Genomic DNA, 15,015 nt, shown 5'->3' with positions numbered 1-15,015 from the left:
CCCTTGACTGGGGCGTTTTGCTATCTACTGTTTGCACTTCGGAGAGCACGTTCATGAACAGCCCACGCGACACCATCGCCGCTATCGCCACCGCCCAAGGCCGTGGTGGCGTCGGCATCGTGCGTGTCTCCGGTCCGGCGGCCCGAGTGATCGCCTTGCAACTGGGTGAGGGTGAGCCAAAGCCTCGCTATGCGCACTATGGCGCCTGGCATGACGCTCAAGGCGAGGTGCTCGATGAAGGACTGCTATTGTTCTTTCCCGGCCCGAACTCGTTCACAGGCGAAGATGTGCTGGAATTGCAGGGCCATGGCGGCCCGGTGGTCCTTGATCTTCTGCTGCAACGTTGCGTCGAGCTGGGTGCACGGCTGGCCCGCCCTGGCGAGTTCAGCGAGCGGGCATTCCTCAATGACAAGCTGGATCTGGCCCAGGCCGAAGCCATCGCCGACTTGATTGAGGCCAGTTCGGCCCAGGCCGCACGCAACGCGGTGCGCTCGCTACAAGGCGAGTTTTCCCGGCGCGTGCACGCGCTCACTGAACAACTGATCCAGTTGCGCATCTACGTCGAAGCCGCCATTGATTTTCCCGAGGAAGAGATCGACTTCCTCGCCGACGGTCATGTGCTGCAGCAACTGGAAGCCGTGCGCGATCGGTTATCCACAGTGTTGCGCGAAGCCGGGCAGGGCGCCTTGTTGCGCGATGGCATGACCGTGGTGATCGCCGGTCGGCCCAATGCCGGCAAGTCCAGCCTGCTCAATGCCCTGGCCGGACGCGAAGCGGCGATCGTCACCGACATCGCCGGCACCACCCGTGATGTGCTGCGCGAACATATCCACATTGATGGCATGCCGTTGCATGTGGTGGATACCGCAGGCCTGCGCGCTACCGAGGACCAGGTGGAGCGCATCGGCGTAGAGCGCGCCCTTAAAGCCATAGCCGAGGCCGACCGTGTCTTGCTGGTGGTCGATGCCAGCGCTCCCGAAGCCGATGATCCCTTCGCCCTCTGGCCTGAGTTTCTCGATATCCGACCGCAACCGGACAAGGTGACGTTGATCCGCAACAAGGCCGACCTCAGCGGCGAGACTGTTGAAATGCACAGCAATGCCGATGGCCACGTGACTGTCAGCCTGTCAGCACGCAACGGCGATGGACTGGACCTGTTGCGGGACCATCTGAAAGCCTGCATGGGCTTCGAGCAGACCGCGGAAAGCGGCTTCAGCGCCCGCCGCCGCCATCTGCAAGCGCTGCACCAGGCTGCTGCGCACCTCGACCATGGCCACGCTCAGCTGACACTGGCGGGCGCCGGTGAACTGCTCGCCGAGGACCTGCGACAGGCCCAGCAAGCACTCGGCGAGATTACCGGGGCGTTCACGTCCGATGACTTGCTGGGGCGGATTTTTTCCAGTTTCTGCATCGGCAAATGAATGGGGCCTGAACCCAAGGACGTTTCCTGCAACGTCAGCGCGCAGCCACCCCTTTTAGCGCGCGCAATAATCGCCCTTGTCTGAGCTGCCTCGTTCAAGCAGGCGCGTACAGAAGGTGCGCCGGTAATCCGAGGGCGTGATCCCCATGTGAGCGGCGAACTGCTGACGCAGCGACAAGGGCGTACCAAAACCGACTTCAGAAACGATGGCCTCAATGGGCATCTGGGTGGTTTCCAGCAACTGCTGCGCTCTGGCTACGCGTTCGGCATTCAGCCATTTTACGAACGTCGTGCCGGTGGTTTCCCGAAAGCGCCGGGTGAAGGTGCGGCGGCTCATACAAGCCACCTCGGCGAGCATGTCGAGCGTCAAAGGCTCGGCCAAATGCTCATGTGCCCATTCCAGCACAGCGGCCAGCCGGCTCTCGCTAGGCAGTTGCGGTACGGGTTGCTCGATGTACTGTGCCTGCCCACCCTGCCGGTGCGGTGGGGTGACCAGCAGCCTGGCCATTCGGTTTGCGGCATCGGCACCGTGGCGCTGACGCAGCAGGTACAGACAGCAATCGATGGCGGCGACCGTACCGGCTGAGGTCACGATGTTGTTGTCCGCAACATACAGCACATCTGGCCGAAAGTGGCTGCGCGGAAAGCGCTTGGCGAATACCTCGCGGGCAAGCCAATGGGTGGTGGCTTCTCGGCCATCGAGCAGGCCGGCATCGCCAAGCACGAAGGCGCCGAGGCATAAGCCAACAATCATGGCGCCCTGCGCATGGGCTCGACGCAAGGCGTCGCTCAGCTCGGCGGGTGCGGGCTGGCTAGGGTCGTTCCAGGCCGGCACGATGATCATGTCCGCGTGGTGCATGACTTCCAGGCCGTCCGTCACCTCGATGATGAGGCCCTGGTCGCTGCGGATTCTGCCGGGGGCAACCGCGCAGTAGCGAACCTCGTAACTCGGTAGGTCCGGCAACTCCTTGGCTGCCGCAAGCACCATACCCGGCACGGAGAGATGGAACAGGCTCACTCCATCAAAAGCCAGAGCGACAACACGAAGCGTGGTCATGATCAGGGTCCAACCGTCGATATTGGCCCGATACTATCGAAGACTGGCATTCGGGTCACTGTTGCGGTCGTCCCCACCCCGCCAGAATGGGCGCTATTGTCCGATCCATGCAACACAGGAGATGCTTCATGCAGATCAGAACGCTCGTCAGCTCTCTGGCGCTGGCCTTGAGCCTTACCACCAGCGGTGTATTCGCCCAGTCAACGTCAGTACCGTCGGAGCCGCTGCAGTTGCAGCAAATCCGAAATGCCACCGTAAAGATCACGTACGCGGACACCACGTTTCTGATCGATCCGATGTTGGCGAAGAAGGGCAGCTACCCAGGATTCGAGAACACCTACCGCAGTGAGCTGCGCAATCCCCTGGTCGATCTGCCGATGTCGGCAGACGAGGTCATTGCCGGGGTCGATGCGATAATCGTCACGCATACCCATCTTGACCACTGGGACGACGCAGCCCAGCAATTGCTGCCCAAGGATCTTCCGCTGTTTGTGCAGAACGCAGCCGATGCCGAACTCATCCGCAAGCAAGGCTTTCGCGATGTACGCATCCTCAACGATCACACCGAATTTGGCGGCGTGACGCTGAGCAAGACCGGCGGCCAGCATGGCACCGATCAGATGTATGCCTTGCCTCAGGTGGCGGAGGCTCTTGGCGCGGCCATGGGCGTGGTTTTCCAGGCGCCCCGGCATAAGACTCTCTATCTTGCAGGCGATACCATCTGGCGTGATGAAGTCGACCAGGCCCTGGCCCAGTACCGTCCGCACGTGGTAGTGCTGAATGCCGGTTATGCACAACTCAGCGGCTTCGAAGGTGCCATCATCATGGGCAAGGATGACGTACTGCGTGCTGCCCAAGCTGCGCCCAGCGCAACCGTCGTCGCGGTCCATCTGGATGCCATCAATCACATGGCTCTAAGCCGTGAACAGCTGAGCGAGTTCGTTGACGAAGCGGGTATCCAGGATCGAGTCGAAATTCCTCAAGATGGCGCCTTGCTGAGGTTCTGAATTACTCGGGTGCGGCTTCAGCCTTGCAATTGACGCATCGGTACGACCCCCTTGCAGCCGAAGGCTCCAAGGGGTTTTTCCTGTCCGAGGGTTACCAACCCGAGACCCATCTGAGCATTTACCCGGCAAAGCAGCCCGTACCTGCATTCTTTTATTGGCGCTTTTCAGCGAGTTGGTACGCCTGAACCCTGTGGAGAACCGGGCCTGAACCCGGTCCGTAACCACGGGACAACCCAGGGCATAAACGCCCCTGTGGACAAACGGCTGATTCATCCACAGCTTGCCTACCGGCTATGCCGAGCTTCCGCGCATCTTCGCCACACGCTTATCATTCGCTGTAACCTAGGCTGCACATGGCGTACAGCTCCTTATCCACAGAAAACGTCCCAACCATTAATAACATTAAAAATAATCTCTTTAAAAAGATTCTTATCTTTATCTATATCTAAGCAATGTGGAAAAAACGGCTGGCCGAACGGCTGATCGTTTTTTGTCCAAGCGCTTCTTTCGCAACGTTGGAGGGCCTATACTTGCCGGCTCTCCAGAATTCCCTGAACACAGGCACGAGGTGCGTGGTGGACTTCCCTTCCCGTTTTGATGTGATCGTGATCGGCGGCGGCCATGCCGGTACCGAAGCTGCGCTGGCAGCCGCACGGATGGGCGTGAAGACCTTGTTGCTGAGCCACAACGTCGACACCCTGGGCCACATGAGCTGCAACCCGGCCATTGGCGGCATTGGTAAAAGCCATCTGGTCAGGGAGATCGATGCGCTGGGCGGTGCCATGGCGACCGCCACCGACCTGAGCGGCATCCAGTTCCGCGTCCTCAATGCCCGCAAGGGGCCGGCGGTGCGCGCCACTCGCGCCCAGACCGATCGCGCCCTGTACAAGGCGGCTATCCGCAGCGTGCTGGAAAACCAACCCAACTTGTGGATATTCCAGCAATCTGCTGATGATCTGATCGTCGAACAAGACCAGGTACGCGGTGTCGTCACCCAGATGGGCCTGCGTTTTCTGGCTGATAGCGTTGTGTTGACCACTGGAACCTTTCTCGGCGGACTTATCCACATTGGCCTGCAGAATTATTCCGGTGGCCGTGCGGGTGACCCGCCGTCAATCGCACTGGCCAAACGCCTGCGCGAGTTGGCGCTACGTATTGGTCGCCTGAAGACCGGCACACCGCCGCGCCTGGACGGGCGAAGCATCGATTTCACCCTGATCACCGAGCAGGCCGGCGATACCCCGGTGCCGGTTATGTCGTTCCTGGGCGATGCAGAGCAACATCCGCAGCAGGTCAGTTGCTGGATCACCCATACCAACACGCGCACCCATGAAATCATCGCCAGCAACCTCGATCGCTCACCGATGTATTCGGGCGTGATCGAAGGTATTGGTCCGCGTTACTGTCCCTCCATCGAGGACAAGATCCATCGCTTCGCCGACAAGGACAGCCATCAGGTATTTCTTGAACCCGAAGGGTTGTCCACAAACGAGTACTATCCGAACGGGATATCCACATCGCTGCCGTTCGATGTACAACTCGACCTCGTGCGCTCCATTCGGGGCCTGGAAAACTGCCATATCGTGCGGCCTGGCTACGCCATCGAATACGATTACCTTGACCCACGTGATCTGAAATACAGCCTTGAAACCAAGGTGATCGGCGGCCTGTTCTTCGCCGGACAGATCAATGGCACCACGGGTTACGAAGAGGCCGGGATCCAGGGCTTGCTGGCCGGGGCCAATGCGGCGTTGCGTGCCCAGGACAAGGACGCCTGGTGCCCGCGCCGTGACGAAGCCTACCTGGGCGTGCTGATCGATGACCTGATTACACTTGGCACCCAGGAGCCGTACCGCATGTTCACCTCGCGCGCCGAATACCGGTTGATTCTGCGCGAAGATAACGCTGACCTGCGCTTGACCGAAAAAGGCCGCGAATTGGGCCTGGTGGACGATGCGCGCTGGGCTGTCTTCGAGGCCAAGCGCGAAGGCATAGCCCGCGAAGAGCAGCGCCTGAAAAGCACCTGGGTACGCCCCGGCACGCCGCAAGGCGATGCAGTGGCCGCCCGCTTCGGCACGCCGTTGACCCATGAGTACAACCTGCTCAACCTGTTGGCCCGGCCGGAAATCGATTACGCCGGCCTGATCGCCGTCACCGGTGGCGGCAGCGAGAATGCGCAGGTGGCTGAGCAGGTCGAAATACGGACCAAATATGCCGGTTATATCGATCGTCAGCAGGACGAAATTGCCCGTCTGCGAGCCAGCGAGAACACACGGCTGCCGGCCGATATCGACTATGCAACGATTTCCGGCCTGTCCAAGGAAATTACCCACAAGCTGAGCCTGGCCCGGCCCGAAACCCTGGGACAAGCATCGCGCATCCCCGGCGTTACCCCGGCGGCCATTTCCCTGCTGTTGATCCACCTGAAAAAACGTGGCGCCGGCCAGAGCCTGGAGCAAACTGCTTGATGTCCCCCTTTTCCCTCCGCCATGCCGAAGAGTTGCAGCAGGGCGCTGCACAACTGGGCGTCACGCTCAGTGACCAGCAACAGGCGCTGCTGCTGGCCTACCTGGCCCTGCTGATCAAATGGAACAAGGCCTACAACCTCACGGCCGTGCGTAACCCTGATGAAATGGTGTCGCGCCACCTGCTTGACAGCCTGTCGGTGGTGCCGCAGGTCGCCAAGGCTGGGGATAACTGGCTGGATGTCGGCTCTGGTGGTGGCATGCCCGGGGTGCCGCTAGCCGTACTGTTTCCCGAGCGACGCTTTACCTTGCTGGACTCCAACGGCAAGAAAACCCGCTTTCTGACTCAGGTGAAGTTGGAATTGGAACTGGCCAACCTGCAAGTTGTCCACAGCCGGGTCGAAGCATTCCAGCCAGCCCAGCTGTTTGAGGGCATCTGCTCGCGAGCCTTTAGCTCCCTGGAAGATTTTGCTAACTGGACACGTCACCTGGGGACTGCGGAAACCCGCTGGCTGGCCATGAAAGGCGTGCATCCGGATGATGAACTGCAGGCGCTGCCGACGGATTTTCGCCTCGAAAGCTGTGAAGTCCTCAAGGTTCCCGGTTGCCAAGGTCAGCGGCATCTGTTGATACTGCGCCGCACGATCTAAGGGAGAGCGCGACAGTCATGGCCAAGGTACTTGCCATTGCGAACCAGAAAGGCGGGGTGGGTAAAACCACCACTTGCATCAACCTCGCCACGTCGCTGGTGGCGACCAAGCGCAAGGTGTTGTTGATCGATCTTGATCCACAGGGTAATGCCACCAGTGGCAGCGGTGTGGATAAGTCCAGCCTGGAACTTTCAATCTATGACGTTCTGGTGGGGAGCAGTGAGCTTGAGCAAGCTCTGCAGTTTTCCGAGCACGGCGGTTATCCACTGCTGCCGGCCAACCGCGACTTGACCGCCGCGGAGGTTGAACTGCTCAAGGTGCCGAACAAGGAGCTGCGCTTGCGCGACGCACTGGCACCGGTGCGTGATCACTACGATTACATCCTCATCGATTGCCCGCCGACCTTGTCAATGCTCACCGTCAACGCCCTGGCGGCGGCCGATGGCGTGATTATTCCCATGCAATGCGAGTACTACGCCCTGGAAGGGCTGAGCGACCTGGTCAATTCCATTCAGCGCATTGCTGCCGCACTCAATCCGGGGCTGAAGATCGAAGGCCTCCTGCGCACCATGTATGACCCGCGCAACGGGCTGACCAATGATGTTTCCGAGCAGCTCAAGGCACACTTCGGCGATCGCCTCTACGATACGGTGATCCCGCGCAATGTGCGTCTGGCCGAAGCACCCAGTTACGGCATGCCGGCACTGGCATATGACAAGCAATCCCGAGGGGCGCTCGCCTACCTGGCGCTGGCGGGCGAACTGTCGCGCCGGCAGAGTCGCCCCGCAAACGCATAAGGACACTCCATGGCGATCAAGAAAAAAGGCCTCGGCCGCGGACTCGACGCCTTGCTCGGTGGCGGCGTGGCCGCCATGCAGGAGGAGGCTGCGCAGGTCGATCAGCGCGAGTTGCAATACCTGCCGCTGGACCTGATTCAGCGTGGTAAATACCAGCCGCGCCGTGACATGGATGCAACCGCCCTGGAAGAACTGGCCCAGTCGATCAAGGCCCAGGGTGTGATGCAGCCGATCGTGGTGCGTCCGATTGGCGAGGGTCGCTTTGAAATCATTGCGGGCGAGCGCCGTTGGCGCGCCAGTCAGCAGGCAGGTCTGGAGAGCATTCCGGCCATGGTTCGCGAGGTGCCCGACGAGGCAGCCATCGCCATGGCACTGATCGAGAACATCCAGCGTGAAGACCTCAACCCCATTGAAGAGGCTGTTGCGCTGCAGCGCTTGCAGCAAGAGTTCGAGCTGACCCAGCAGCAAGTCGCCGATGCGGTGGGCAAGTCGCGGGTCACCATCAGTAACCTGCTGCGCCTGATCGGCCTGCCCGAAGAAATCAAAACGTTACTGTCCCACGGTGATCTGGAGATGGGCCATGCCCGTGCCTTGCTCGGGTTGCCCGCCGAGCGACAAGTCGAAGGTGCGCGACATGTTGTCGCACGTGCTTTGACCGTTCGTCAGACTGAAGCCCTGGTGCGCCACTGGCTGAATCAACCCGACCACACTCCAGAGGCCGCCAAGCCCGATCCGGACATCAGTCGCCTGGAGCAACGGCTGGCAGAGCGTCTGGGCTCACCGGTACAGATCAAACATGGCAGCAAGGGCAAGGGACAGCTGGTGATCCGCTATAACTCGCTGGACGAGTTGCAAGGCGTCCTGGCGCATATTCGTTGATACAAATGCGCACATAAAGGGCGCCAAAAAGGCAATTAGGCGGTTGAGTGCCAAAGGGGAGCGCCCTATACTCGCCACCGCATTTTTTCGGTGGGCTACCGGAGGCGTTGGACATCCGGTGAACATCCGCAACAAGACACCACTGCATCGCTTACCGGTTTTTCGGTTATTGCGAGCCCAGGCGCTCGTAGCAGTGCTGATGGCCGCAACATGCGCGGGTGTGTTTGGTGGGGTGGCGGGGTATTCCGCGCTGTTAGGCGGTCTGATCGCCTTGGTAGCCAACCTGTATTTCGCGTATAAGGCCTTTCGTTTTTTTGGCGCGCGTTCGGCCCAGGCTATCGTCCAGTCATTCTGGGCGGGAGAAATGGGCAAACTGATTCTGACGGCAGCGCTGTTTGCGCTGGTGTTCGTAGCAGTTCACCCGCTGCAGCCGCTTGCCTTGTTTGCCGGCTACGTGCTGGTACTGGGCACCGGAGCGAGTGCGCTGCTGCTGATGAAAAGCAATCCGAAGCATTGAGCATTTGAGGCGTTTATGGCAAATACCCCGGCTGAGTATATCCAGCACCACCTGCAGAATCTGACCCTGGGTAAGTTGCCTGAGGGCTATGTTCGCGCAGACGGTTCTGTTGTTGATCAAGCGACCTGGACCATTGCCCAGACTGGCCTGGAAGCTCGCGACATGGGCTTCATGGCCGTGCACCTGGATACCCTGGGTTGGTCGTTGTTGATGGGCTTCATCTTCATTTTCCTGTTCCGCATGGTGGCCAAGAGCGCGACCAGTGGCGTGCCGGGCAAGCTGCAGAACCTGGTGGAAATGACCGTGGAGTTCGTCGAAGGCATCGTCCGCGACACGTTCCATGGCCGCAATGCGCTGATCGCCCCGCTGGCCTTGACGATTTTTGTCTGGGTGCTGCTGATGAACAGCCTGAAGTGGATTCCGGTCGATTACATCCCGGGTCTCGCGACGCTGATTGGCCTGCCGGCGTTCAAAATCGTGCCGACCACCGACCCGAACGGCACCTTCGGTCTGTCCCTGGGCGTGTTCCTGCTGATCATCTTTTACAGCATCAAGGTCAAGGGTGTCGGCGGTTTTACGAAGGAACTGACGCTCAGCCCGTTCAACCACTGGTCGCTGATCCCGTTCAACCTGTTTCTCGAAGTCCTCGGTCTGCTGACCAAGCCGCTCAGCCTGGCGCTGCGTCTGTTTGGCAACATGTACGCCGGCGAGGTGGTGTTCATCCTCATCGCGCTGCTGCCGTTCTACGTGCAGTGGACCCTGAACGTGCCTTGGGCGATCTTCCACATTCTGATCATCCCGTTGCAGGCCTTCATCTTCATGGTTCTGACGATTGTTTACCTCAGCTCGGCCCACGAAGAACACAACTAACAGTGTTTTAACGCTTTATCGCAAACCTTAACCCCCCTTAGCTTCAGGAGCTTTACATGGAACTCGTCTACATTGCCGCCGCTATCATGATCGGTCTGGGTGCTCTGGGCACCGGCATCGGCTTCGCCATTCTCGGCGGCAAGCTGCTGGAATCCACCGCTCGTCAACCGGAGCTGGCTCCCCAGCTGCAAACCAAGACCTTCCTGATGGCCGGCCTGCTCGACGCCGTGCCGATGATCGGTGTTGGTATCGCGATGTACCTCATCTTCGTTGTCGCCGGCTAAGCATTCACCGGCTTGAGATGGGGTTCGCCGGGCGAACCCCGTTGCCGTGGAAGTGACTCCCGCGTTGAACGAGATAGCACGAGGTAAACCGCTGTGAACATTAACTTGACGCTGTTCGGTCAAACGCTCGCCTTCGCTCTCTTCGTCTGGTTCTGCATGAAGTTCGTCTGGCCGCCGGTAACGGCCGCCATGAGTGCACGTCAGAAGAAGATCGCTGAAGGTCTGGATGCAGCCGGCCGTGCGCAGCAAGATCTGAAATTGGCTCAAGACAAGGTGTCCAACACCCTGCGTGAGACCAAGGAGCAAGCCGCCCAGATTCTCGAGCAGGCGAACAAGCACGCCAACTCGATCATCGAGGAAGCCAAGCAGCAAGCACGCGCCGAAGGCGAACGACTGGTTGCCGGCGCGCGCGCCGAAATCGAGCAGGAAGTGAATCGTGCCAAGGATCAACTGCGCAATCAGGTAGCGGCTCTTGCCGTCGCCGGTGCGGAGAAAATCCTGGAGTCCCAGGTGGACGCCAAGGCACACAACGATCTGGTCGAAAAACTGGCCTCCCAACTCTAAGCGAGGCGAGCGATGATCAATACCCAGACGCTTGCTCGGCCTTACGCCAAAGCTGCTTTCGAGTTCGCCAGTGCCGCCAAGCAGACTGATGCCTGGTCGGCGATGCTGAACCTGGCTGCCGTCGCCGTTGAAGTTCCTGAAGTCGCTGCGTTGCTGAACGACCCGCGCCTGACCAGCGAAAGCAAGGTTCAGGCCGTCGTGCGTCTGTTCGGCAACGACATTGACGACGCCTTTCGCAACTACGTGCTGACCTTGGGCGAAAACGATCGCCTGGCGGTTCTGCCGACCGTGCGCGAGCTGTACGAGGAACTCAAGGCGCAAGCCGAGAAAACGCTTGATGCGCAGGTCGAAACTGCCTTCGAGCTCAGCACCGAACAACTCCAAACTTTGGCTGCCGCCCTATCGAAGCGGCTAGATCGCACCGTCAACCTCCAGCAGGCCGTGAATCCTGCTCTGATCGGCGGCGTAGTGATTCGCGCCGGTGATGTGGTTGTCGACGGTTCGGTCCGCGGCAAACTGAGCCAGTTGGCCGAATCGTTGAAATCCTGATTTGAGGGTCATGGCATGCAGCAACTGAATCCTTCCGAGATTAGTGAAATCATCAAGCAGCGCATCGAGAAATCCGATGTGACTGCCCAAGCCCGTAATGAGGGCACCGTCGTCAGCGTATCTGACGGTATCGTGCGTATCTTCGGCCTGGCCGATGTGATGTACGGCGAAATGATCGAATTCCCTGGCGGCATCTACGGGATGGCACTGAACCTGGAGCAAGACTCCGTAGGTGCAGTGATCCTGGGTGGCTACCTGGGGCTGTCCGAAGGCATGAGCGCCAAGTGCACCGGCCGCATCCTGGAAGTCCCGGTTGGTCCGGAACTGCTGGGCCGCGTGGTCGACGCCCTGGGCAACCCGATCGATGGCAAAGGCCCGGTCAATGCCAAGCTGACCGACGCTGTGGAAAAAGTGGCACCGGGCGTGATCTGGCGTAAGTCGGTCGACCAGCCGGTACAAACGGGCTACAAGTCCGTTGACGCCATGATTCCGGTTGGCCGTGGCCAGCGCGAGCTGATCATCGGTGACCGTCAGATCGGTAAGACCGCTCTGGCCATCGACGCCATCATCAACCAGAAAGACAGCGGCATTAAGTGCGTCTATGTGGCCATCGGCCAGAAGCAGTCCACTATTGCCAACGTCGTGCGCAAGCTGGAAGAGCACGGTGCACTGGCCAACACCATCATCGTTGCCGCCTCCGCCTCCGAGTCCGCTGCACTGCAGTACCTGGCTCCCTACGCTGGCTGCACCATGGGCGAATACTTCCGTGACCGCGGTGAAGACGCGCTGATCGTGTATGACGATCTGTCCAAGCAGGCAGTGGCGTATCGCCAGATTTCCCTGCTGCTGCGTCGTCCGCCGGGACGTGAAGCCTACCCGGGCGACGTGTTCTATCTCCACAGCCGCCTGCTGGAGCGCGCTTCCCGCGTGTCCGAGGAATACGTAGAGCAGTTCACCAAGGGTGAAGTGAAGGGCAAGACCGGTTCTCTGACCGCCCTGCCGATCATCGAAACCCAGGCCGGTGACGTTTCCGCGTTCGTTCCGACCAACGTGATTTCCATCACCGACGGTCAGATCTTCCTGGAATCGGCCATGTTCAACGCTGGCCTGCGTCCGGCGGTCAACGCCGGTATCTCCGTATCCCGTGTAGGTGGTGCCGCGCAGACCAAGATCATCAAGAAGCTGTCCGGTGGTATCCGTACCGCCCTGGCTCAGTACCGTGAACTGGCGGCTTTCGCCCAGTTCGCCTCTGACCTGGACGAAGCCACTCGCAAGCAGCTCGAGCATGGTCAGCGCGTTACCGAGCTGATGAAGCAGAAGCAGTACGCGCCGATGTCCATCGCTGACATGGCAATCTCGCTGTACGCAGCTGAGCGTGGCTTCCTGACCGACGTTGAAGTGGCCAAAGTGGGTGCCTTCGAGCAAGCGCTGATTGCTTATTTCCACCGTGAAAAAGCCGATCTGGTAACCAAGATCAACGTCAAGGGCGACTTCAACGACGAAATCGACGCAGGCCTGAAGGCCGGCATCGAGTCGTTCAAAGCGACCCAGTCCTGGTAAGCCGCAGCGGGAGCCGCAAGGCTCCCGCCTGCTAACCCGATAGGTGTCAAATGGCAGGCGCAAAAGAGATTCGCAGCAAGATTGCGAGCATCAAAAGCACGCAGAAGATCACCAGCGCCATGGAAAAGGTGGCGGTCAGCAAGATGCGCAGGGCACAAATGCGCATGGCTGCAGGCCGTCCCTATGCGGAGCGGATCCGGCAGGTGATTGGCCATCTGGCCGTCGCCAACCCGGAATACCGTCACCCGTTCATGGTGGAGCGTCCGGTCAAGCGTGTCGGCTATATCGTCGTATCCTCCGACCGTGGTCTGTGCGGTGGCCTGAACACCAACCTGTTCAAGGCCCTGATCAAGAGCATGAAGGAGTGGCACGACCAGCAGGTCGAGGCCGACCTGTGCGTGATCGGCAACAAGGGTGCAAGCTTTTTCCGCAGCTACGGCGGCAACGTCGTCGCGGCAATCGGCAACATCGGCGAAACACCGTCGATCAATGATCTGATCGGCAGCGTCAAGGTCATGCTTGATGCCTTCCACGCCGGTCGCATCGATCGCCTGTACCTGGTGTCGAACAAGTTCATCAATACCATGACCCAGAAGCCGACGCTCGACCAGCTGCTGCCCCTGGCAGCCGATGCGAACGCTGAGCCGGTGAAGAAAGGTCAGTGGGACTATCTCTACGAGCCCGACGCCCAGGTTCTCCTGGATGCGCTGCTGGTTCGTTTCATCGAGTCCCAGGTATATCAGGCCGTGGTCGAGAACGGTGCAGCCGAACAGGCCGCGCGGATGATCGCCATGAAGAGTGCAACTGATAACGCCGGTGAGCTGATCAGCGATCTGCAACTTGTGTACAACAAGGCTCGTCAGGCGGCGATCACGCAGGAAATTTCGGAAATCGTCGGCGGCGCTGCCGCGGTTTAAGAACGGTTCAAATATTCTGAGGAACCAAACATGAGTAGCGGACGTATCGTTCAAATCATCGGCGCCGTTATCGACGTGGAATTTCCGCGCGATCAGGTACCGAACGTTTATGACGCGCTGAAAGTACAAGGCGCGGAAACCACCCTGGAAGTCCAGCAGCAGCTGGGCGACGGCATTGTCCGTACCATCGCCATGGGTTCCACCGAAGGCCTCAAGCGTGGCCTGGACGTGAACAACACTGGCGCCGCCATTGCTGTTCCGGTTGGTGCCGGCACGCTGGGCCGCATCATGAACGTCCTGGGTGAGCCCATCGACGAAGCCGGTCCGGTTGCCTGCGACGAGCAGTGGGGTATCCACCGCGCGGCGCCGACCTATGCCGAACAGGCTGGCGGCACTGACCTGCTGGAAACCGGTATCAAGGTCATCGACCTGGTCTGCCCCTTCGCCAAAGGCGGCAAGGTAGGCCTGTTCGGCGGCGCCGGTGTCGGCAAGACCGTGAACATGATGGAGCTGATCAACAACATCGCCAAGGCGCACAGCGGTCTGTCCGTGTTTGCCGGTGTGGGCGAGCGTACTCGTGAAGGTAACGACTTCTATCACGAGATGAAGGACTCCAACGTTCTCGACAAAGTGGCCATGGTGTACGGCCAGATGAACGAGCCGCCAGGAAACCGTCTGCGCGTGGCACTGACCGGCCTGACCATGGCTGAGAAGTTCCGTGAAGAAGGCAAGGACGTTCTGCTGTTCATCGACAACATCTACCGCTACACCCTCGCCGGTACCGAAGTGTCCGCGCTGCTGGGTCGTATGCCGTCCGCGGTGGGCTACCAGCCGACCCTGGCCGAAGAGATGGGTGTTCTGCAAGAGCGCATCACCTCCACCAAGACCGGTTCGATCACCTCGATCCAGGCCGTCTACGTTCCTGCGGACGACCTGACCGACCCGAGCCCGGCGACCACCTTCGCCCACTTGGACGCCACTGTCGTTCTGTCCCGTGACATCGCTTCCCTGGGTATCTACCCGGCCGTTGACCCGCTGGACTCCACCAGCCGTTCGCTGGACCCGCTGATCGTCGGTCAGGAGCACTACGACGTCACCCGCGGTGTGCAGTACGTTCTGCAGCGCTACAAGGAGCTGAAGGACATTATTGCCATCCTGGGTATGGACGAGCTGTCCGAGCAGGACAAGCAACTGGTGGCCCGCGCGCGTAAGATCCAGCGCTTCCTGTCCCAGCCGTTCCACGTGGCCGAAGTGTTCACTGGCGCCCCGGGCAAGTACGTGCCGCTCAAGGAAACCATCCGTGGCTTCCAGGGCATCCTCAATGGCGATTACGACGACCTGCCGGAACAAGCGTTCTACATGGTCGGCACCATCGACGAAGCCATCGAGAAAGCCAAGAAACTGTAATGGGTCGCGCCTGGCAACAGGCGCATATCCAGGGCGGGGTTTACCCCGCCTGACCTGACTACTGAGGCATTT

At 60.0% G+C, this 15,015-nt stretch carries 15 protein-coding genes; 14 read left to right on the top strand and 1 reads right to left on the bottom strand.

What is annotated here, in order from left to right; translation table 11 throughout:
- Positions 1-53: 53 nt before the first annotated feature.
- The gene (gene mnmE, locus ACTV8E_RS00255; protein ID WP_443198106.1) at positions 54-1,421 is read left to right on the top strand and encodes a tRNA uridine-5-carboxymethylaminomethyl(34) synthesis GTPase MnmE; all 1,368 of its coding nucleotides are present in this window, start codon (positions 54-56) and stop codon (positions 1,419-1,421) included.
- A 54-nt stretch (positions 1,422-1,475) separates the two neighbouring features.
- Here mnmE and ACTV8E_RS00250 read toward each other — a convergent pair whose 3' ends face one another.
- Positions 1,476-2,477, bottom strand: a complete 1,002-nt coding sequence (locus ACTV8E_RS00250; protein ID WP_443198105.1) for a GlxA family transcriptional regulator — start codon at positions 2,475-2,477, stop codon at positions 1,476-1,478.
- Between the two features lie 128 nt (positions 2,478-2,605).
- Here ACTV8E_RS00250 and ACTV8E_RS00245 point away from each other — a divergent pair, with 128 nt between their 5' ends.
- From ACTV8E_RS00245 to atpD, 13 genes are all read left to right on the top strand, one after another.
- Positions 2,606-3,484, top strand: coding sequence for an MBL fold metallo-hydrolase (locus tag ACTV8E_RS00245; protein WP_443198104.1), 879 nt, complete (start codon positions 2,606-2,608; stop codon positions 3,482-3,484).
- Between the two features lie 575 nt (positions 3,485-4,059).
- A complete protein-coding gene (gene mnmG / locus ACTV8E_RS00240) occupies positions 4,060-5,952 on the top strand; it encodes a tRNA uridine-5-carboxymethylaminomethyl(34) synthesis enzyme MnmG (RefSeq protein WP_443198103.1) in 1,893 nt (630 codons plus the stop codon).
- A complete protein-coding gene (rsmG, locus tag ACTV8E_RS00235) occupies positions 5,952-6,599 on the top strand; it encodes a 16S rRNA (guanine(527)-N(7))-methyltransferase RsmG (protein WP_443198102.1) in 648 nt (215 codons plus the stop codon). The genes mnmG and rsmG overlap by 1 nt, the downstream gene beginning before the upstream one ends.
- Before the next feature lie 17 nt (positions 6,600-6,616).
- Complete coding sequence (locus ACTV8E_RS00230) at positions 6,617-7,396, top strand: ParA family protein (RefSeq protein WP_251835416.1); 780 nt, start codon at positions 6,617-6,619, stop codon at positions 7,394-7,396.
- A gap of 9 nt (positions 7,397-7,405) precedes the next feature.
- On the top strand, positions 7,406-8,275 hold the full coding sequence (locus ACTV8E_RS00225; RefSeq protein ID WP_273538592.1) for a ParB/RepB/Spo0J family partition protein: 870 nt from the start codon (positions 7,406-7,408) through the stop codon (positions 8,273-8,275).
- 118 nt (positions 8,276-8,393) lie between these two features.
- Positions 8,394-8,792, top strand: a complete 399-nt coding sequence (locus ACTV8E_RS00220) for a F0F1 ATP synthase subunit I (RefSeq protein ID WP_443198101.1) — start codon at positions 8,394-8,396, stop codon at positions 8,790-8,792.
- 15 nt (positions 8,793-8,807) lie between these two features.
- Complete coding sequence (atpB, locus tag ACTV8E_RS00215; RefSeq protein WP_251835413.1) at positions 8,808-9,662, top strand: F0F1 ATP synthase subunit A; 855 nt, start codon at positions 8,808-8,810, stop codon at positions 9,660-9,662.
- 56 nt (positions 9,663-9,718) lie between these two features.
- Positions 9,719-9,946: a F0F1 ATP synthase subunit C gene (atpE, locus tag ACTV8E_RS00210; RefSeq protein WP_037024880.1), complete on the top strand. Its 228-nt coding sequence runs from the start codon at positions 9,719-9,721 to the stop codon at positions 9,944-9,946.
- 93 nt (positions 9,947-10,039) lie between these two features.
- Positions 10,040-10,510 carry a F0F1 ATP synthase subunit B gene (locus ACTV8E_RS00205; protein ID WP_251835412.1) on the top strand — a complete coding sequence of 157 codons (471 nt, stop codon included), beginning with the start codon at positions 10,040-10,042 and terminating at the stop codon, positions 10,508-10,510.
- A 12-nt stretch (positions 10,511-10,522) separates the two neighbouring features.
- Positions 10,523-11,059, top strand: coding sequence for a F0F1 ATP synthase subunit delta (locus tag ACTV8E_RS00200; RefSeq protein ID WP_251835411.1), 537 nt, complete (start codon positions 10,523-10,525; stop codon positions 11,057-11,059).
- A 15-nt stretch (positions 11,060-11,074) separates the two neighbouring features.
- Complete coding sequence (atpA, locus tag ACTV8E_RS00195) at positions 11,075-12,619, top strand: F0F1 ATP synthase subunit alpha (RefSeq protein ID WP_251835410.1); 1,545 nt, start codon at positions 11,075-11,077, stop codon at positions 12,617-12,619.
- 50 nt (positions 12,620-12,669) lie between these two features.
- A complete protein-coding gene (gene atpG / locus ACTV8E_RS00190; protein ID WP_251835409.1) occupies positions 12,670-13,536 on the top strand; it encodes a F0F1 ATP synthase subunit gamma in 867 nt (288 codons plus the stop codon).
- A 30-nt stretch (positions 13,537-13,566) separates the two neighbouring features.
- Positions 13,567-14,943: a F0F1 ATP synthase subunit beta gene (gene atpD, locus ACTV8E_RS00185; RefSeq protein WP_251835408.1), complete on the top strand. Its 1,377-nt coding sequence runs from the start codon at positions 13,567-13,569 to the stop codon at positions 14,941-14,943.
- The last annotated feature ends 72 nt before the right edge of the window (positions 14,944-15,015 follow it).

The organism is Pseudomonas sp. B392_1p (assembly GCF_052245235.1).
Lineage (GTDB): Bacteria > Pseudomonadota > Gammaproteobacteria > Pseudomonadales > Pseudomonadaceae > Serpens > Serpens gallinarum.
This window is presented reverse-complemented; position numbering and strand designations above follow the sequence as displayed.

Coding starts and splice junctions, on each gene's coding strand:
- ACTV8E_RS00225 (WP_273538592.1), top strand. CDS start 7,406: ATGGCGATCAAGAAAAAAGGCCTCGGCCGCGGACTCGACGCCTTGCTC.
- rsmG (WP_443198102.1), top strand. CDS start 5,952: ATGTCCCCCTTTTCCCTCCGCCATGCCGAAGAGTTGCAGCAGGGCGCT.
- atpG (WP_251835409.1), top strand. CDS start 12,670: ATGGCAGGCGCAAAAGAGATTCGCAGCAAGATTGCGAGCATCAAAAGC.
- ACTV8E_RS00245 (WP_443198104.1), top strand. CDS start 2,606: ATGCAGATCAGAACGCTCGTCAGCTCTCTGGCGCTGGCCTTGAGCCTT.
- ACTV8E_RS00230 (WP_251835416.1), top strand. CDS start 6,617: ATGGCCAAGGTACTTGCCATTGCGAACCAGAAAGGCGGGGTGGGTAAA.
- ACTV8E_RS00200 (WP_251835411.1), top strand. CDS start 10,523: ATGATCAATACCCAGACGCTTGCTCGGCCTTACGCCAAAGCTGCTTTC.
- ACTV8E_RS00250 (WP_443198105.1), bottom strand. CDS start 2,477: ATGACCACGCTTCGTGTTGTCGCTCTGGCTTTTGATGGAGTGAGCCTG.
- atpA (WP_251835410.1), top strand. CDS start 11,075: ATGCAGCAACTGAATCCTTCCGAGATTAGTGAAATCATCAAGCAGCGC.
- atpD (WP_251835408.1), top strand. CDS start 13,567: ATGAGTAGCGGACGTATCGTTCAAATCATCGGCGCCGTTATCGACGTG.
- mnmE (WP_443198106.1), top strand. CDS start 54: ATGAACAGCCCACGCGACACCATCGCCGCTATCGCCACCGCCCAAGGC.
- atpE (WP_037024880.1), top strand. CDS start 9,719: ATGGAACTCGTCTACATTGCCGCCGCTATCATGATCGGTCTGGGTGCT.
- atpB (WP_251835413.1), top strand. CDS start 8,808: ATGGCAAATACCCCGGCTGAGTATATCCAGCACCACCTGCAGAATCTG.